The following is a 17,077-nucleotide window of genomic DNA, read 5'->3' as shown; positions in this document are numbered from 1 at the left end:
GGCGACACTCAGACCGCCACCGACTCCTCCATCTCCTCCTCGGACTCCGCGGCCTCAGCGGACTTCGCGGACTTCGCGTACTCCGCGGAGGATTCGTGGCGCCGGCCCCGCTCCCAGAGCGCCGCGACGGCGGTGATCACCAGCCCGGCGAGCAGCCAGACCGCCAGCGTCCAGACGTGCCCGCCCAGTGCGTGGCCACCGAAGTAGAGGTGGCTGCGGATGCCCTCGACGAATCCGGCGCCGTTCCAGAAGGCGTGCAGCGAGCCGAAGAAGCCGTTCTGCAGCTCGGGCCTGAACAGGCCGCCGGAGGACGTGAAGTTGAGCATCACGAAGAGGATCATCATCGTCAGCGTCGTCCAGCGCTTCAGGAACGTGTGCAGCCCGACGCCGATGAAGAGGATGCCGGCCGAGTACAGCCACGCCATGGCCCACACGCCCCACAGGCCCTGGTGCACCAGGTGGAAGACGGGCCCGGCGAGCGCCGCGCCGATCAGGCTCACGGCGAACGAGACACCGACCGCGAGCCCCGCCCGTGCCCGCATCCGCATCCCGGCCCCCGCGGCGCCGAGCGCCGCCACCGACGCGTACGAGCCGATGCTCACCGCGACGAGCAGGAAGAACAGGCCCTGCCCCGTGGGGTCGTCGTCGACGGTCGCCGCGACGTCGGTGACCTTCAGCGGGACACCGTGCCCGGCGGCGACCGGCGTGAAGACCTTCTCCACCGCCATGGCGCTCATGTCGGAGCCCGCGGTGGCCACCATCACCTCCGGGGTCCTGGCATCGGGGATGTAGGCACCCGAGATGTCCATCGACTTGAGCTCGTCGACCGCCTGCGCGCGGGAGCCGACGGTCCGCACGTCCAGGGCGTCGCCCGCCTTGTCCTTGACGGTCTGCGCGAGGGCCTGCGTCTGCTCGCCCGATCCGACGACGGCGATCGGCAGGTCGTGCGGCTCCGGAGTGACGAACGCGCCCATGTAGGCGAGGCCCATGCCGAGGCACATCAGCAGGGGCGTCACCAGGTGGAGCAGGACGTGGCGGAGTGGTCCGGAGGCGGTTGCCGGGCCGGCTGATGCCTTGTGGGCGGGCGCCGAGGTGGCGGTCATCGGGAGACCTCTCGAAATGGTTGGCTTATACACTCATTCTCGGTGTTGTACTGTACAACCATTCGCGAAGAGGGAGAAATCGTGGCCGACGGTGACGGGTCCGACAGGGACGGGTCCATCGAGATCATTCAGCGGGAGATGACGGCGTTCGCCCGGCGGGCCCGCGCCACCGCCGCACGCATGCACCCCGAGCTGTCGCTGGTCTCGTACACGCTCCTGAGTCATCTCGAATACCAGGGCGGATGCCGGGCCACGGACCTCGCGGCCCACTACACGCTGGACAAGTCGACGATCAGCAGGCAGGTGGGCGCCTTGGAGAAGGCCGGTCTCGTGGAGCGGCGGCTCGATTCGACCGACCACCGGGTGCACGTGCTGCATCTCACCGACCGGGGGATCGAGGTGCTCGCGCAGGTCACGGACGCGCGCCGGATCGCGTTCCGTGAGCGCCTCGCGGAGTGGGGCGAGCCGGACCTGGAGAAGTTCGCCGAGTACTTGCTGCGCTACAACGACGCCGCGTCGCGCGGTGACCTGTCTTTCGAGTAGGGGAGGGCCGCATCGAAAGAGCCAGGAGGGGGTCGCATCGAAGAGGTTGCACGAGACGTATCGTCTCGCTTAAGGTTGGCGCATGACCTCACTCCAGCGTGCCCATATCGCCATGTTCTCGATCGCCGCGCACGGGCACGTCAACCCGAGCCTCGAAGTGATCCGCGAGCTCGTCGCCCGCGGCCACCGCGTCACGTACGCGATCCCGCACCTCTTCGCCGAGAAGGTCGCCGCGACCGGCGCCGAGCCCGTTCTCTACGAGACGACGCTGCCGGGTCCCGACGACGATCCCGAGGCCTGGGGGACCGAGCTGATCGACAACATCGAGCCGTTCCTCACCGAGGCGATCGAGACGCTGCCGCAGCTGGCGGCGGCGTACGCAGGCGATGAGCCGGACCTCGTCCTGCACGACATCACCTCCTACCCCGCACGCGTCCTCGCCCGCCGCTGGGGCGTGCCCGAGATCTCGCTCTCGCCGAACCTGGTCGCCTGGGACGGGTACGAGGAGGAGGTCGCCGAGCCGATGTACGCCGAGCTGAAGGAGACCGAACGCGGGAAGGCCTACTACGCGCGCTTCCACGCCTGGCTGCAGCAGAACGGCATCACGCAGCACTGCGATCCGTTCGTCGGCCGCCCGCCGCGCTCGCTCGTCCTGATCCCCAAGGCGCTCCAGCCGAACGCGGACCGGGTCGACGAGAGCGTGCACACATTCGTCGGCGCCTGTCAGGGCGACCGCTCGGCGCAGGGCGACTGGCAGCGTCCCCCGGGCGCGGAGAAGGTGCTGCTCGTCTCGCTCGGCTCGTCCTTCACCAAGCAGCCCGGCTTCTACCGCGCCTGCATCGAGGCGTTCGGGGAGCTGCCCGGCTGGCATGTGGTGCTCCAGGTCGGCAAGCACGTCGATGCGGGGGAACTGGGGGATGTCCCGGCGAACGTGGAGGTCCACCCGTGGGTGCCGCAACTCGCGGTGCTCAAGCAGGCCGACGCCTTCATCACGCACGCCGGCGCCGGCGGCAGCCAGGAGGGGCTCGCCACCGGGACGCCGATGGTCGCGGTCCCGCAGGCCGTCGACCAGTTCGGTAACGCGGACATGCTCCAGGGGCTCGGGGTCGCCCGGCACCTGCCGATGGAGGAGGCCACCGCGCAGACGCTGCGGGACGCGGTGCTCGCCCTGGTCGACGACCCGCAGGTGGCACGCCGCCTCGCGGAGGTGCGGGCCGGGATGGCGGGGGAGGGCGGCACGAAGATGGCGGCGGATCTGATCGAGGAGGAGCTCGCGAAGTCGGCCGGGTGTGACACTCCGTGAGGCGTTTCCGTTGCGTCACGGGCGTTTCTGTTACGTACCTGTCGTTCGGTAACGCTCAGGTAACGCATGGTGGTTCTGGCATGGGTATTGACTCGTCCTGAAAGGTTGACCGTTACCCCCGGCCAAAGGTTGCACGGTCAGGTTCTTGTTCCTTGAACCAACACCTTCCTAGCGTGAGGTGAACGCTCCGCGAACGCCAGGAAGTTGACCCCCATGAGACGAGACATACCGCCCCTCGCAGAGGTGCGCCGCATCACCCAGAAGAAGCGCGACGCGTGGTGGACCGTGATGCTGGTCGATCCGGTCGCCACGCCGCTCGTGCGGTGGACGGCGATGCGGACGAGAATCACGCCCAACCAGATCACCTGGGGCGCGTTCTTGCTGGGGCTCGTCTCTGCGGGGTTCTTCGCGCTCGGTGACTGGCAGTGGCTCGTCGCCGGCGCCGTCGTCTACCACTTCAGCTTCATCCTCGACTGCATGGACGGCAAGGTCGCCCGCCTGACCGGCACCGGTTCGGTCTTCGGCGCGTGGCTCGACTTCGTCTTCGACCGCATCCGCGTCATGGCGTGTGCGGTGGCCCTGATGGGCGGCCAGTTCCACCGCACCGGGGATGCCTTCTACATCTGGGCCGCGGTCGCCGTGGTCGCCCTCGACACGCTGCGCTACATCAACGGGCTCGAGATCTTCAAGATCCGGCACACCATGCGCAAGCAGATCAAGGTCCGCATGCGGGCGGCCCGCCGGGCGGAGAACGAGGCCGAGCTGGCCTTCATGGAGGACCTGCTCCGGGAGAACCCCGAGGCCGACATCGAGCAGGACCTCCAGAAGACGCGGGCGGAGCAGGGGGTCCCCGAGGCTCCGGAGGCTCCCGCGTCCGGGCCCAAGCGCCAGGTCATCGACCTGCACCAGGAGTTCAGGGGCAAGTTCCCCGCCTACCTCCGGGCACGTTCCTTCCTGCTGCGGCACCGCATCCGTACGCACCTGGTGAGCGGCATCGAGTTCCAGATGGGCGTCTTCATGATCGGCCCGCTGTTCGACGTGGTGCTCCCGGCGACGATCGTCTCCGGCGCCCTGCTCCTCGTCTTCGAGCTGGCGATCATCTACAAGCTGCTGCTCTCGACGCGGGACTTCACGCGGACGATCGACTCCTTCGAGGAGCGCAAGCTGATCGCCGCGGCGTAGGCGCGTATCACCGAGTTCGTCATCGAGCGCCGGACAGGCTGGGTACCTCCAGCCCGTCCGGCGCTCGACGTACGTCACAAGCCCCTTACATCTATGAGGACTTGAAGGATTCGCCCGCGCGGTGTCCGATCTGGCGCCGGGGGCCCGTTTTGTTATTACAGAACCTTGTTGAACAAGTCACAGGTGTATGTAGGTATTGATCTGCGCGCGTCAATCAGACATGGTTTCGTCCCAACGCCCGGAGATCTTCCGGATCTCAAGGGTCGTTGCAGTGAAGTTTTGAAACCCCCCACATCCCCCCACATCACCACGAGGAGACCCCTCTTCATGGCAACTCACAAGCGTGCACGCTCGGTGAAGCTCGTCTCGGCGATAGCCGCCACGGCCACCGCAGTCGGCGTCACCGTCTTCGCCACCTCGTTCGCCGGCGCGGCGACCCCCGCCGAGGGCAAGGTGTACGGAGCCGACGCCAAGGGCGCCGTCTCCGGCAGCTACATCGTCATGCTCGACGAGAAGGCCGACAAGGGTGCCAAGTCCGACCTGGCCGAGGAGTACGGCGGCGAGCTGAAGCGGAACTACTCCTCCGCGATCAACGGCTTCTCGGCGAAGAGTCTCAGTGAGACCGAGGCCAAGCGCCTGGCGGCCGACCCGGCCGTCGGCAAGGTCGTCCAGTCGAAGAAGTTCACCATCGACGCCACGCAGGACGACCCGCCGTCGTGGGGCCTCGACCGCGTCGACCAGGCGGACACCGCGGGCGACAAGAAGTACACGTACCCGGACGCCGCCGGTGAGGGCGCCACCGCGTACGTCATCGACACCGGTGTGCGCGTCAGCCACAAGGACTTCGGTGGTCGCGCCACGTCCGGCTTCGACGCCATCGACAACGACGACAACGCGGACGACGGCAACGGCCACGGCACGCACGTCGCCGGCACCATCGCCGGTGAGGCGCACGGCGTCGCCAAGAAGGCGAAGATCGTCGCGGTCCGCGTCCTCGACGACCAGGGCTCCGGGACCACCGAGCAGGTCGTCGCGGGCATCGACTGGGTCACCAAGAACCACCAGGGCCCGTCGGTCGCCAACATGAGCCTGGGCGGCGGCGCCGACGAAGCGCTCGACGCGGCGGTCCAGAAGGCGATCGCCTCCGGCGTCACCTTCGCCGTCGCGGCCGGCAACGAGTCCTCGGACGCCGGCCAGGGTTCGCCCTCCCGCGTGAAGGAGGCCATCACGGTCGCCTCCTCCACCAAGGACGACGAGCAGTCGGACTTCTCCAACTTCGGCTCCGTGGTGGACATCTACGCCCCGGGCTCGGACATCACGTCCGCCTGGAACACGGACGACAACGCCACCAACACCATCTCCGGCACGTCGATGGCCACCCCGCACGTCGTGGGCGCCGCCGCCCTCTACGTCGCGGCCCACCCGGACGCCAAGCCGGACGCCGTCGCCAAGGCGCTGACCGACGGCGCCACGGCGGACAAGATCTCGAACCCGAGCGAGGGCACGCCCAACAAGCTGCTCAAGGTCGTCGAGTAAGCACCCTCTCGTCGCTCCCACGAGCGACACCCACGGGACCGGCGGCCGTCGCGCCCACCCCCACGGGGCGCGGCGGCCGCCTTATGGTGTGCGGATGACGGTCAAGGCATACGCGGCTCTGCTCCGCGGCATCAACGTGGGCGGCAGCAGGAAAGTGCCGATGGCTCAACTGCGCACGCTGCTCGACGGGCTCGGGCTCGGCGACGTACGCACCCATCTGCAGAGCGGCAACGCGGTCTTCACCTGCGAGGCCGGCGACGAGAACACGCTGGCCGCGCGGATCGGCGAGGCCATCGAGCGGCACTTCGGGTTCACCGTGGACGTCCTGGTGCGCGACGGCGCCTACTTGAAGGCGGTCGCCGACGCCTGCCCCTTCCCCGCGGCCTCGCTCGAAGGCAAGCAGTTGCACGTCACGTACCTCTCCGAGCCGGTCGACGTGTCCCGGTTCGACGCGATCGACGCGGCGGCCTTCCTCCCCGAGGAGTTCCGGCTCGGCGACCGTGCGCTCTACCTCTACGCACCGGACGGCCTCGGCCGCTCGAAGCTCGGCGAGGCCCTGTCGCGGCCCGTCCTGTTCCGGGGCGTCATCGCCACGTCCCGCAACTGGAACACCGTCACCAAGCTGGTGGAACTGACACAGGAGTTGGACCGTGGCTGACCGCACGCCCGCCGTCGAGGCGGCCATCGAGGCCGAACTGCGCCTGCTCGCCCCCGAGGTGCGTGCGTCCCCCGAGCTGCTCGGGCAGCTGCTGCACCCGGAGTTCACCGAGTTCGGCACCTCGGGCACCCACTGGGACCGCGCGTCCATCATCAAGGCCCTGACCGAGAGCACGGACCGGGAGGGCCGCCCGATCATGACCTCCCGGATGCGGGGCGTCCAGCTCGCCGAGGACATCGTCCACCTCACCTTCGACACCGACAGCAACGGCCGTACGTCACACCGCAGTTCGCTGTGGCGTCTTTACGAGGGCGAGTGGCTGCTCTGGTTCCACCAGGGAACGCCGTTCAGCGCGGACGGACCGTCCGAGGCCTGAGGCCGCCGGAAGCCGGATCTTCCCGGGGTGATGTGCGAGGCTCGGCCTCATGCGCTACATCATCATCGGAGCAGGGGCGATCGGCGGCACCGTGGGCGGGCGTCTGGCCGAGAGCGGACATGACGTGGTCCTCGTCGCGCGGGGCGCGCACTACGAGGCGGTGCGGGAGAGCGGCCTTCGGGTCAGGACGCCCGAAGGGACCCTGACGCACCGCCTCCCGGCCGTCCAAGGCCCGGCGGAACTGGGCGAGTTGAGGGCTGACGATGTGCTGTTCCTCGCCGTGAAGACGCAGGACTGCGAGGCCGCCGTCGACGCCTGGAGCGGTCGTCCGGTGGCGGGCGGCGGGACGGCGGGCGAGGTTCTGCCGCTGGTCTGCGCGCAGAACGGCGTCGAGAGCGAGCGCATCGCGCTGCGCCGCTTCCGGCGGGTGTACGGGATGTGCGTCTGGCTGCCCGCGACCCATGTCGAGCCCGGCATGGTCTCCGCGGCCGGCGCCCCGTACACGGGCATCCTGCACATCGGCCGCTACCCGAAGGGCACGGACGACACCGCCCGTCTCGTCTCCGCCGACCTGGAGAAGTCGAAGCTGCTCGCGCCCGTCGTGGCGGACGTGATGCGCTGGAAGTACGGGAAGCTGCTCGCCAACCTGGCCAACTCCATCGAGGCGGTCAGCGGCGCGCTCTCCGACAACGAGGCCGTCGCGCTCTATCGGCTGGCCCGCGCGGAGGGCGAGGCGGTGCTCGAAGCCGCCGGCATCGAGGCGGTGAGCGAAGAGGAACAGAAGGAGACCCGTGGCGACCGCATCCGCCTGGAGCCCCTGGACGGCTCGGTACGCGGCGGCGGCTCCTCCTGGCAGAGCCTGACCCGGGGCACGGGCACCATCGAGGCGGACTACCTCAACGGCGAGATCGCCCTGCTCGGCCGACTGCACGGCGTACCGACACCGGTGAACGACACTTTGCAGAACGCGGCGAACACCTTCGCACGGGAGCGACGCGAGGCGGGTTCGATGCCGGTGCGAGATCTGCTGGGGCTCGTGACGGCGGCGGAGGAGCGGGCCGGCGGCGTTCAGTGAGCGGTCCAGCCTCCATCGAGGACGAGGTTCGCGCCGGTCATGTACGAGGAGCGGTCCGATGCCAGGAACAGGGCCGCCTCCGCGGCCTCCTCCGGGGTGCCGAGCCTTCCCAGCAAGGTTCGTTCCTCGAACTGCCTGCGCCGCTTGTCGGGGTCGCCCGTCGAGTCGAGGGCCGTCTGCAGCAGGTCGGTGAGGATCACGCCGGGGCTCAGGGTGTTGACCCGGATGCCGTCGGCGGCATGGTCGACGGCCACCGCCCGGGTCAGTTGCAGCACACCTGCCTTGGACGCCGAGTAGGCCGCGACCGCCTCCGAACCGACCAGCGCGAGCTCGGAGGCGACGTTCACGATCACGCCACCGCCGGCGTCGCGCATCGCGGGCACGGCATGCTTGACGCAGAGGAAGACGCCCTTGAGGTTGACGTCCATCAGCCAGTCCCACTCGCCGACCGTGGTGTCCTCCACCCGCTTGGCGAACTCCACCCCCGCGTTGTTCACCAGCGCGTCGAGCCGCCCGAACCGTTCCACGGCCCGGCGCACCAGAGCGACGACGTCTTCCTCGCGGGTGACGTCGCAGCGCACCGCGAACGCCTCCCCGCCCTCGTCCGCGATCAGCCGCACGGTCTCCGCGAGCGGCCCCTCCTTGTCCCCGGCCACCACGACCTGAGCCCCGTCCGCCGCCAGACGCCGTGCGATGGCGCGACCCAGCCCGCTGCCCGCTCCGGACACCACCGCACATCGGCCGTCCATGGACATGCTCCGCTCCCGTTCACTCGTCACCGCTCCATTTGAACCTGTCCTCAGCCGAGGACCGAGGTCATCAGGAGCGTGGTGCGGCCGTTGTCCTCAGCAACCGCCTTGCCCTGCGTGTAGCCGAGGCGCTTGAGGACGGTCAGGGAGGCCGTGTTCTCCGCGTCCACCGTCGCGTGCACCTCGGTCAGGGCCAGCGTCTGATGGCCGTACGTGGTGAGCAGACGGGCCAGCTCCGTGCCGAGCCCCACGCCCCAGCTGCCGCGGAAGAGACCGTAGACGATCTCGTGACCGTCGAGCCACTTCTCGGGGGACGGCTTGATCTCCGCGTGGCCGATGTAGCGCCCCTCGTGCCGCACCGCCCAGACCGGGAACTGGTTCTCGGCGTACACGAGGCCGAAGATCCGGCGGAACAGCGCGTGGGTCTGCTCCACGCTCTGCATCCCGTCCCCGAACCAGCGGCCCACGGCCTCGTCCTGGAGGAGCGAGACGAACTGTTCCTCGTCGGCGGCGACATAGGGGGACAGAATCAGACGCTCGGAACGGAGTACGGGGGTCATCGGCGTGACGGTAGGGGCACAAGGGGTAGTTCGGCAACCGGATTGACTAATCCGTGGGCCGCGGCAGTCCGATCGGGTTGGGGAAGGGGACGACGCCGGCCGTCAGGATCTCCCGCACCGGCCGTTCCAGCGCGGCGAGCAGCGTGTCCGCGTCCCGCGCGGCCAGCGGGCGCAGCAGACGCGCCGAAAGCCGGTCCGTGGCGTCCTCGATCAATTCACGCTCGGTGCGGCCGTGTTCGGTGATGTGGCCCTCCCCGTCCACCAGGCCGCGCCCGCGCAACCGGTCCACCGCTTGCGCCCACTCCTGCTCGTCCCACCCCCTGTCGTGGCGGATGGTGTCCTGGTCCACGCGGCCCGTGGCGGCGGCGAGCACCAGCGACTCACAGGCGTCGAGGCCGTGGTCGGCCAGCACGGCGACATGCGCGTCGCCCCTGAACTCGCGCACGCACGTGGCCAGTTGCCACAGCCGCTGCACCGGGTCGGACCGCTCGCTCACGTCGCGGTTCGCCGCGAAGAGCGGGCGGGCCAGCGCGGGCGCGTCCTCGACCATCGCCGCGAGCGGCGGACACAGGGCGGCGGCCTGGTCGTCGATGTCCGGGACCAGCACGCGCAGGGCCCGCGCCGTGCAGGCCGCGCGCTCCTCCACGATCCGGCCGGGCGACGCGTACTGCCAGGCGGACGGAAGGGCACGCTCCACCATGCCCGGGGCGAAGACCCCGAGCGCGGCCGTCGCGGCGCCCGACTCGACCGGGCCCATGGGAGCCGTGCGGGCCGCGAAATAGCCCATCCAGAAGCCCTTGAGGCCGAGCGCCCTGCCCAGGTCGCGGCAGCGCTCCTCGAAGTAGATCACTGCGTGCAGGGGCTCGGTCCGCAGCCAGAGCGTCCGGGATCTGGAGAGCGTCATGAACCCACAAACTAGGCCAGCACGGGAACCCGCGCCAGGGGAGTAACGTGCCCAAGCTCTCAGGCCGGTTCGACCAGGCAGGAATCAGGGCCGTTCTCGACGCGGAAAACGTCGGCCTTTCCCGTGGGGGTCGCGGCGTAGAGCGTGCCGTCGGGAAGGGTCAGGGTATCGACTGCCCGGACCTTGGTGGCGAGGCTTCGGCTGTTTCCCTTGAACGTGTGAACACGGCCGGCGGAAACGTGGATACCGCAGTTCTCGAACACTCCGAGCTGTGCCTCACCCCGGCCGGATCTGACCGGTGATCCATCTTTTGACGTCAGCCCCAGAAGACGGACGCGCTGAATGGTTCCGCCGGCGCCGAGGGAATAGGAACCTACGACGACGTCATCGTCCTGGGTCGAGCAGTCACTGACGAATCCCGGTATCCGGCGCACCAAACTGCCGTCGGACATCCGGTATTCACCGGGGTTCTTTCCCAAGGTGATGACGGAGCGGCGCTCCGTGGAAATGCAACCGACAGGGCCGGGGAGCTTTTCCGGGACTTCCCTCGGTTCTGCGGAGGGATGCTTCAAGTCGAGGACAAGGGTGCTCCACTTCTCGGCTCTTCCCTCTCGCCGACTGGAAACCGTCAGCATGGACCGGTCCGCGGCGATACGCCCTTGAGCATTGACGGAATTCTTCGCGAACGATTTCCGGCGCGAAGCTCCCTCGAGGTTCGAGACCATGCCCTTCGAGGTGGAACCCACCCACCGTCCAGGGGCCGGGCTCCAATACACGTTGACGTTGGGGTCCTTCAGAGAAGTGACCTTGCGTGTCGCCTTGCCCGTCCGCCAGACGATTCGGGAGCCCGCGACGCCGGGCGACATCTCGTGAGTGGTGGAGAAAACCGCGTTCGGGCAGGTGTCGGTGCAGTGCGTCTCGACCGGGAAGGTCTTTTTCTCCTTCCACACCGTTGCTCCCGCACGGGTGTGTCCCGCGAGTTCCTCGCGGTCGCTGTCGTAGGTGATGTAACCGGCGCGGTCGGCGTCCACAAGGGTGATGTTCTGGGCCTTCCACGCCCCCTCACCCGGGGTGGCGGAAGGGGCAGCTCCGGGAGAGGTGGTGTCCGTGCACCCGGAGAGAAGGGCGACGACGGAGACGACGGCTGCCGTGCCGGTGGTCAACCGGCGGTGGGGGGCTTTACTCATCGGCTTCTTTCCGATTCTGACGAGCGGTCCGGGGTCCCCGTGTGGCTGTCCCCGGACCGCTCGCACTACCGCAGGCGGGTGATGATCAGAAGTTGAACGTCAGGGCCGCTTCGCAGTGCGTCGGCCACTTGTCCATGAAGAACCAGGCCTCCACCCCGAGGCGCGTCTTGCCCTTCTTCGTCTTCACATCAGGCGTGTGGTAGTACCTCCAGGAGGACTTCAGATTCTTCTCGCCCTCCTTGTACTCGACCCAGCCCTTCTTCTTCGTGTTCCCGCTGAAGAGGAAGGCCTGGAAGTCGTTGTCCTTACGCTTGCTGACGCCGCCCTGGCTGCTCGTCTTGAACTTGTACGACATGTGGTCGTACGTGGTCCGCGAGGACTTGTAATAGTACGAGACGACCTTTACCTTGGCCTGCTTGCTCGGTGTCCAACCACCCGTGCAGACCGCGACGGGGCTGGTCTTGATGACCCCAGACGCGGACGTGTCGGATGAGTCGGCTGCATTCGCCGGCATGGTCAATGCCAGCACACCGGTGGCCGCCAGAGCTGCCACCGCTGTCTTGCTACGCGTTTGCACGCTTCCCCTCTCGTTTGTTCAACGAGATGATCTTCGCAGCGATAACTGGGAAGGACAAGGGAGTTGAGCTGCATCTGAGCTGGCTATGCCGCCGAATAATGGATGCGGCTCGATACGGAAATCGCCGAATCGTGGCGTTGGAGAATTAGTCGGGCCATTTCAGGACAGTTGCTCAGCGGGGCTCCGCAGAAGTCGGCATCCGCCGACACGGCATCGGCCGAGATCCGGTCCGGCAGGACTCCGGGCGCGATGACGTACGGCGCCACGGCGATACGGCCGATGCCGGCTGCGCGCATCTCCCGGATGGCGTCCCTGGTACGGGGCAGAGATGCGGAGGCGAACGCAGGCCGCACGGCGCACCAACCGGTGTGCCGCCACTCCCGCGCGATTTCAGCGATCACTGCGATCGCCTCCGGGTCAGAGGATCCCGCCGAGGCCAGTACGACCCCGGTCGAGGATTTGTCGGCGGGTGTGAGGCCGGCCTCGTACAGCCTGCGCTCCAGCGCGTCGAGGAGCAGCGGCGAGGGGCCGAGCACCTCGGCCTGCCGGATGCGCATCCATGGCAGCCGCGCGCCCGTCTCGCGCAGTACGGCGGGGATGTCGGCCTTCGCGTGGAAAGCGCGGGTAAGCAGGAGCGGAAGGGCGACCACGTCACGTACGCCCTCCGAGGCCAACTTCGCCAGCGCCTGTGGCACGGACGGCGTGTTGAAGTCCAGGAAACCGGCCTCCACCCGCAGCTCCGGCCGCAGCGACCGCACCCGGCGCACCAGGGCGTGCACGGTCGCGGCGTGCCGCGGATCGCGGCTGCCGTGGGCGGTGACTAGGAGGGCGGAGCGCTGCATGTCGTGTGCTCAGTTCTTGACGAGGAGGCCGCGGTTGCGAAGGACCCAGCGCTCCAGAGGACTGAAGATCAGCAGTTCGACGGCGATGCCGACGATGAGGATGAGCAGGATCGCGGCAAGGACCCAGGCCATGTCCTGAAGTTCACGTCCCTGTTCGAGGAGTTGCCCGAGCCCTACGCCCAAGTCGCCTGACTTGACGATGAGTTCGGCGGCCATAAGCGAGCGCCAGGAGAAGGCCCAGCCCTGCTTGAGGCCCGCGATGTATCCGGGCAGAGCCGCCGGAAGCAGGATGTGGCGCACGGCATTGAAGCCTCGCGCCCCGACTACTCGGCCTGCCCGCAGATACAGGGGCTGGATCTGATCGACCCCGGCCACCAGACCGTTGGCGATGGACGGCACAGCGCCGAGCAGGATCACCGCGTAGATGGTGGCGTCGGTGAGTCCGAACCAGATGATCGCCGCGGGCACCCAGGCCACGGACGGCAGGGACTGCAGCCCGGACATGATCGGCCCGATCGCGGCACGCACCACCTTGACCCGCGCGATGATCAGCCCGAGTGGTGTGCCGATGGCCAGGGAGATGAGGAAGCCGAAGGCACCCCGGGAAAGGCTGGTCCACACGAAGTCGAGAAGGGTGCCGTCCAGCCACTTGTCCCGTAGCACCCGCGCCACGTCCACGGGGCTCGGCAGCAGATAGTGCTCTTTGACCTTGAAGTGGTAGGCGAGCTGCCACAGCACGAGGACGATGGTCACCGCCACGAGCGGTGGCACGGCCTTCGAGAGCAGCGTCCTGCCGATGGGAGTGCGCTGAGTGGCGCGCGTGTCCAGGGCGTCGAGACCGGCCTCCAGGCCTGCCAGTTGGTCGGACGCGGTGCCCGGCGCTCCCGGCTCGCTCTCCGATTCCTTGTGCTTGACGTCAGTGCTGGCCATGTCGGCGGATCTCCCCCCGCAGCTGTTCGGTGATGTCGATGGACAGATCGGCGACCGCGAGGTCCTCGATCCGGCGGGGGTGCGGGATGTCGACCGTCCACTCGCGGGCGATACGGCCGGGGCGGGACGACAGCAACACCACTCGCTGAGCGAGGCGGACCGCCTCACGGACGTTGTGGGTGACAAAGAGGACCGAGAGGCCGGTCTCCCGCCAGATGCGGGTCAGCTCGTCATGCAGCACGTCCCGGGTGATGGCGTCGAGGGCTGCGAACGGCTCGTCCATCAGCAGCAGTTGACTGTCCTGGGCGAGGGCACGCGCCATGGCCACACGCTGTCGCATGCCGCCCGACAGCTCGTGCACCCTCTTGCCGTGCGCTCCCTTGAGCCGTACGAGCTCCAGCAGGCGCTCGGCCTCGTCGCGACGGTCAGCTTTCGGCAGGCCGCGCATCTTCAGGGCGAGTTCGATGTTCTTGCCCGCGGTCAGCCAAGGGAAGAGCGCGTGCTCCTGGAACATGAGGGCGGGCCGTCCACCGGGCACGTCGATGACTCCGGCAGACGGCGCATCCAAGCCCGCCGCCAGGCTGAGCAGGGTGGACTTGCCGCACCCGGAAGCTCCCAGGAGGGTGACGAACTCGCCCGGGGCGACATCGAGCGTGATGTTGTCGAGGACGAGCTGCGAGCCCGCGGGCCCGGCGAAGGATTTGGAGACATGCTCGAGACGCGCGGCGTACTCGGCTGGTCCGCCGTCGTCCGGGGCCGTGGTGCTCTTGGTGAGTGTGCTGGTCATGGTGGTCACCTCCTGGGAACTGACGGGATGCCGGATCTACTTGAGGCCGAGACCGGCGTCGTCGACGCTCGGCTGTCCCTCGGCCTCGAGGACCTTGTTGAGGGGCCGGAGGTCGTAGATCCCCTTCAGATTCGGCTTGTCGAGAAGGCCCGCCTTGACCGCATGATCGGCCTCGGTTTCGAGGGTGCTGGCCAGCGGGTCGTCGGTGAAGTCGATGGACTTCCATGCCGGGTCGATGACCTCGGCGGGCAGCGGCTTGCCGACGAGCTCCTCCAACTGGGTGTTGGCGGCGGCCTTTGCCTTTTCCGGATTGGCGTTGATCCACTTGTTGGTCTTCACCGTGCCGCGCAGAACGGCGTCGACGACCTTCGGGTGCTCGTTGAGGAAGCTCTGCTTCACGATGATGTTCGTGATCACGAACTTCTTGTCGGGCCACAGGTTCTTCTCGTCGAGCAGGACCTTCCCGCCGTCGGCCACCAGCTTGGAAGCGGTCGGCTCGGGCACCCAGGCGGCGTCGATGTCACCGTTCTTGAAGGCGATCGGCGTCACCTTGTTGTCCGTGCGGGTGACGGTGACATCGCCCTTGCCCGAGCTGGCGTCCACCTTGAACCCCTTCTCGGACAGGTAGTTCAGCAGGGCGACGTCCTGGGTGTTGCCCAGCTGCGGAGTAGCGATCTTCTTGCCCTTGAGATCGTCAAGGTTCTTGATCTTCTTCGGGTTGACGACCAGAGAGACTCCACCGGAGGCTGAGCCGGAGATGATCCGCAGGTTCTTCCCCTTGGACTTGGCGTAGCCGTTGATCGAAGGGGAGGGGCCGATCCAGCCGATGTCGATCGAACCGGAGTTGAGCGCCTCGATCTCGTCCGGGCCCGCGTTGAAGTCCTGAGACTTGATCTTCGTGCCGCCCAGTTCCTTCTGGAGCTGCCCCTCCTGCAGGCCCACCAGCGCCGTGCCGTGCGTCAGGTTGGGGAAGTAGCCGAGCCTGACTTCCTTCAGGCCTCCGATGGGCGCACCTTTGACGGCCACCTTTTCCTTGTCGTCCTTGGCTTCGGATCCGTAGCCGCAGGAGGTGATCACCACGGCGAGCAGCGGCAGGGCGGCGGCGGCGCCCAGGGCGCGGCGGCGGCCGGTGGTGCGGGAAGTGCGGGAACTGGCAGGCACGGGAGGTGGTCCTCTCGTTGGCCCGGCGGTCACACCGTCAGGGTGTGGCCGGGAGATCGGCAGGTTTTCGTCTTCGCAGGTCGAACTCGCGGGGGGTGTGGGCGCGCAAGCGGTGCGCGTACGTCATCACGCACATCGCCCGACTCCGCCCTGCCCCGCGCCGAGGGCGCCGCTGCCGACGCGGCCGCCCTCCTTCGCGAAGGTCGAGAAATAGTCGATCGTGGCCATGGTCAGAAGTCCCAGCCCTCGTCGTCCGCCGCCTTCTTGGCCTCTTCGACCGTCTCGACGGCTTCGGCGAACGCGTCGCCCGCCATGCCCGCCGCGAGCGTCGTGCCGTCGGCCGGGTCGATCAGGAGGAACGAACCGGTGCGGCGCGAGGCTGCGTACGAGTCGACGGCGATCGGCTCGGCGGTGCGGATCACTACGCGGCCGATGTCGTTGGCGACCAGCTGCCCCGGCTCCGGGTGCTGGGAGAGGTCGTCCAGGGTGAGCCGCGAGGGGATCTCCTTGACGATCGCCTTGACCGTGCGGGTGGTGTGCTTGAGCAGCACCCGCTGGCCCACGCTCAGCGCGGTGTCCGCGACGTGGCAGACCGTCGCCGTGAGGTCCTGCGAGGTCCCCGGCTGGTCGCCGCTCGGCACGATCAGGTCGCCGCGCGCGATGTCGATGTCGCTCTCCAGGAGCAGCGTCACGGACTGCGGCGTCCACGCGACATCCACCGGCGTGCCGAGGAGGTCGATGCCCGCGATCTTCGACGTCTTGCCCGAGGGAAGCACGGTCACGGACTCGCCGACGCGGAAGGTGCCCGCCGCGATCTGTCCCGCGTAGCCCCGGTAGTCGGGGTGCTCCGCGGTCTGCGGGCGGATCACGTACTGGACGGGCAGGCGTGCGTGGCAGGAGGTCAGGTCGTGGCTGACCGGCACCGTCTCCAGGTGCTCGAGGACGGTGGGGCCGCCGTACCAGTCCATGTTGGAGGACGGCTCCACCACGTTGTCGCCGGCGAGCGCGGAGATGGGGATCGCGGTGATCTCCGGGACGCCCAACTCGCTGGCGTACGCGGTGAATTCCTCGGCGATCTTCGCGAAGACGGTCTCCTCGAAGTCGACGAGGTCCATCTTGTTCACGGCGAGCACCACGTGCGGGACGCGCAGGAGCGCGGCGACGGCCGCGTGCCTGCGGGTCTGCTCGATGACGCCGTTACGGGCATCGACGAGGACCACGGCGAGGTCGGCCGTCGAGGCGCCGGTGACCATGTTCCGGGTGTACTGCACGTGTCCCGGGGTGTCGGCGAGGATGAACCGCCGCTGCGGGGTCGCGAAGTAGCGGTAGGCGACATCGATGGTGATGCCCTGCTCGCGCTCGGCCCGCAGGCCGTCGGTGAGCAGCGCGAGGTCGGGCGCCTCCTGGCCACGGCCGAGCGAGACGCGCTCCACGGCCTCCAGCTGATCGGTGAGGACCGACTTGGAGTCGTGCAGCAGCCGCCCCACCAGGGTGGACTTGCCGTCGTCGACGGAGCCCGCGGTGGCGAACCGCAGCAGGGTGGTGGCCGAAAGCTGCTCGGCGGAGAGCGGCTGCGCCTTGTCGGGTTCGGTGGTGCTGGTCAT

General features: G+C 68.3%; 18 protein-coding genes. 7 read left to right on the top strand and 11 right to left on the bottom strand.

Annotated elements, in window-relative coordinates; translation table 11 throughout:
• Positions 1-8 precede the first annotated feature (8 nt).
• Positions 9-1,103 carry a hypothetical protein gene (locus tag ACIBCK_RS12180; protein ID WP_399389312.1) on the bottom strand — a complete coding sequence of 365 codons (1,095 nt, stop codon included), beginning with the start codon at positions 1,101-1,103 and terminating at the stop codon, positions 9-11.
• 138 nt (positions 1,104-1,241) lie between these two features.
• Between ACIBCK_RS12180 and ACIBCK_RS12175 the strand changes: the two genes are divergently transcribed.
• The 7 genes from ACIBCK_RS12175 to ACIBCK_RS12145 all read left to right on the top strand — a co-directional run bounded on the left by ACIBCK_RS12175 (position 1,242) and on the right by ACIBCK_RS12145 (position 7,776).
• Positions 1,242-1,646: a MarR family winged helix-turn-helix transcriptional regulator gene (locus ACIBCK_RS12175; protein WP_399389772.1), complete on the top strand. Its 405-nt coding sequence runs from the start codon at positions 1,242-1,244 to the stop codon at positions 1,644-1,646.
• Positions 1,647-1,728: 82 nt separating this feature from the next.
• Positions 1,729-2,949, top strand: a complete 1,221-nt coding sequence (gene mgt, locus ACIBCK_RS12170) for a macrolide-inactivating glycosyltransferase (RefSeq protein ID WP_399389310.1) — start codon at positions 1,729-1,731, stop codon at positions 2,947-2,949.
• A gap of 213 nt (positions 2,950-3,162) precedes the next feature.
• On the top strand, positions 3,163-4,131 hold the full coding sequence (locus ACIBCK_RS12165; protein WP_399389308.1) for a CDP-alcohol phosphatidyltransferase family protein: 969 nt from the start codon (positions 3,163-3,165) through the stop codon (positions 4,129-4,131).
• 327 nt (positions 4,132-4,458) lie between these two features.
• A complete protein-coding gene (locus tag ACIBCK_RS12160) occupies positions 4,459-5,667 on the top strand; it encodes a S8 family serine peptidase (RefSeq protein ID WP_399389306.1) in 1,209 nt (402 codons plus the stop codon).
• Between the two features lie 94 nt (positions 5,668-5,761).
• Entirely contained in the window at positions 5,762-6,325 is a 564-nt protein-coding gene (locus ACIBCK_RS12155; RefSeq protein WP_399389304.1) for a DUF1697 domain-containing protein, read from the top strand.
• Complete coding sequence (locus tag ACIBCK_RS12150; RefSeq protein ID WP_399389302.1) at positions 6,318-6,701, top strand: DUF4440 domain-containing protein; 384 nt, start codon at positions 6,318-6,320, stop codon at positions 6,699-6,701. The genes ACIBCK_RS12155 and ACIBCK_RS12150 overlap by 8 nt, the downstream gene beginning before the upstream one ends.
• Positions 6,702-6,750: 49 nt before the next feature.
• Positions 6,751-7,776 carry a ketopantoate reductase family protein gene (locus ACIBCK_RS12145; RefSeq protein ID WP_399389300.1) on the top strand — a complete coding sequence of 342 codons (1,026 nt, stop codon included), beginning with the start codon at positions 6,751-6,753 and terminating at the stop codon, positions 7,774-7,776.
• Here the strand turns inward: ACIBCK_RS12145 and ACIBCK_RS12140 are convergent.
• The 10 genes from ACIBCK_RS12140 to ACIBCK_RS12095 form a co-directional block, all read right to left on the bottom strand.
• The gene (locus ACIBCK_RS12140) at positions 7,770-8,531 is read right to left on the bottom strand and encodes an SDR family NAD(P)-dependent oxidoreductase (protein WP_399389299.1); all 762 of its coding nucleotides are present in this window, start codon (positions 8,529-8,531) and stop codon (positions 7,770-7,772) included. The genes ACIBCK_RS12145 and ACIBCK_RS12140 overlap by 7 nt on opposite strands.
• Positions 8,532-8,575: 44 nt before the next feature.
• A complete protein-coding gene (locus ACIBCK_RS12135) occupies positions 8,576-9,085 on the bottom strand; it encodes a GNAT family N-acetyltransferase (protein WP_399389297.1) in 510 nt (169 codons plus the stop codon).
• Positions 9,086-9,131: 46 nt separating this feature from the next.
• A complete protein-coding gene (locus ACIBCK_RS12130; RefSeq protein WP_399389295.1) occupies positions 9,132-9,989 on the bottom strand; it encodes a hypothetical protein in 858 nt (285 codons plus the stop codon).
• 59 nt (positions 9,990-10,048) lie between these two features.
• Complete coding sequence (locus ACIBCK_RS12125; RefSeq protein ID WP_399389293.1) at positions 10,049-11,020, bottom strand: hypothetical protein; 972 nt, start codon at positions 11,018-11,020, stop codon at positions 10,049-10,051.
• Between the two features lie 241 nt (positions 11,021-11,261).
• Positions 11,262-11,729 (bottom strand): hypothetical protein, encoded by a 468-nt coding sequence (locus ACIBCK_RS12120; protein ID WP_399389291.1) that lies wholly within the window; start codon positions 11,727-11,729, stop codon positions 11,262-11,264.
• Between the two features lie 107 nt (positions 11,730-11,836).
• A complete protein-coding gene (locus ACIBCK_RS12115) occupies positions 11,837-12,595 on the bottom strand; it encodes a sirohydrochlorin chelatase (protein WP_399389289.1) in 759 nt (252 codons plus the stop codon).
• A 9-nt stretch (positions 12,596-12,604) separates the two neighbouring features.
• A complete protein-coding gene (locus tag ACIBCK_RS12110) occupies positions 12,605-13,525 on the bottom strand; it encodes an ABC transporter permease (RefSeq protein WP_399389288.1) in 921 nt (306 codons plus the stop codon).
• Positions 13,512-14,312 carry an ABC transporter ATP-binding protein gene (locus ACIBCK_RS12105; RefSeq protein ID WP_399389286.1) on the bottom strand — a complete coding sequence of 267 codons (801 nt, stop codon included), beginning with the start codon at positions 14,310-14,312 and terminating at the stop codon, positions 13,512-13,514. The genes ACIBCK_RS12110 and ACIBCK_RS12105 overlap by 14 nt, the downstream gene beginning before the upstream one ends.
• A gap of 36 nt (positions 14,313-14,348) precedes the next feature.
• Positions 14,349-15,473 carry an ABC transporter substrate-binding protein gene (locus ACIBCK_RS12100; RefSeq protein WP_399389284.1) on the bottom strand — a complete coding sequence of 375 codons (1,125 nt, stop codon included), beginning with the start codon at positions 15,471-15,473 and terminating at the stop codon, positions 14,349-14,351.
• A gap of 230 nt (positions 15,474-15,703) precedes the next feature.
• Positions 15,704-17,077, bottom strand: coding sequence for a sulfate adenylyltransferase subunit 1 (locus tag ACIBCK_RS12095; RefSeq protein WP_399389282.1), 1,374 nt, complete (start codon positions 17,075-17,077; stop codon positions 15,704-15,706).

Source organism: Streptomyces sp. NPDC051218 (assembly GCF_044455475.1).
Classification (GTDB): Bacteria; Actinomycetota; Actinomycetes; order Streptomycetales; family Streptomycetaceae; genus Streptomyces.
This window is presented reverse-complemented; position numbering and strand designations above follow the sequence as displayed.

Excerpts from the sequence above, each read along its gene's own strand:
- ACIBCK_RS12175 (WP_399389772.1), top strand. The coding sequence starts at position 1,242 with ATGACGGCGTTCGCCCGGCGGGCCCGCGCCACCGCCGCACGCATGCAC.
- ACIBCK_RS12180 (WP_399389312.1), bottom strand. The coding sequence starts at position 1,103 with ATGACCGCCACCTCGGCGCCCGCCCACAAGGCATCAGCCGGCCCGGCA.
- ACIBCK_RS12165 (WP_399389308.1), top strand. The coding sequence starts at position 3,163 with ATGAGACGAGACATACCGCCCCTCGCAGAGGTGCGCCGCATCACCCAG.
- ACIBCK_RS12135 (WP_399389297.1), bottom strand. The coding sequence starts at position 9,085 with ATGACCCCCGTACTCCGTTCCGAGCGTCTGATTCTGTCCCCCTATGTC.
- ACIBCK_RS12145 (WP_399389300.1), top strand. The coding sequence starts at position 6,751 with ATGCGCTACATCATCATCGGAGCAGGGGCGATCGGCGGCACCGTGGGC.
- ACIBCK_RS12105 (WP_399389286.1), bottom strand. The coding sequence starts at position 14,312 with ATGACCAGCACACTCACCAAGAGCACCACGGCCCCGGACGACGGCGGA.
- ACIBCK_RS12130 (WP_399389295.1), bottom strand. The coding sequence starts at position 9,989 with ATGACGCTCTCCAGATCCCGGACGCTCTGGCTGCGGACCGAGCCCCTG.
- ACIBCK_RS12115 (WP_399389289.1), bottom strand. The coding sequence starts at position 12,595 with ATGCAGCGCTCCGCCCTCCTAGTCACCGCCCACGGCAGCCGCGATCCG.
- mgt (WP_399389310.1), top strand. The coding sequence starts at position 1,729 with ATGACCTCACTCCAGCGTGCCCATATCGCCATGTTCTCGATCGCCGCG.
- ACIBCK_RS12140 (WP_399389299.1), bottom strand. The coding sequence starts at position 8,531 with ATGTCCATGGACGGCCGATGTGCGGTGGTGTCCGGAGCGGGCAGCGGG.
- ACIBCK_RS12110 (WP_399389288.1), bottom strand. The coding sequence starts at position 13,525 with ATGGCCAGCACTGACGTCAAGCACAAGGAATCGGAGAGCGAGCCGGGA.
- ACIBCK_RS12160 (WP_399389306.1), top strand. The coding sequence starts at position 4,459 with ATGGCAACTCACAAGCGTGCACGCTCGGTGAAGCTCGTCTCGGCGATA.
- ACIBCK_RS12155 (WP_399389304.1), top strand. The coding sequence starts at position 5,762 with ATGACGGTCAAGGCATACGCGGCTCTGCTCCGCGGCATCAACGTGGGC.
- ACIBCK_RS12095 (WP_399389282.1), bottom strand. The coding sequence starts at position 17,077 with ATGACCAGCACCACCGAACCCGACAAGGCGCAGCCGCTCTCCGCCGAG.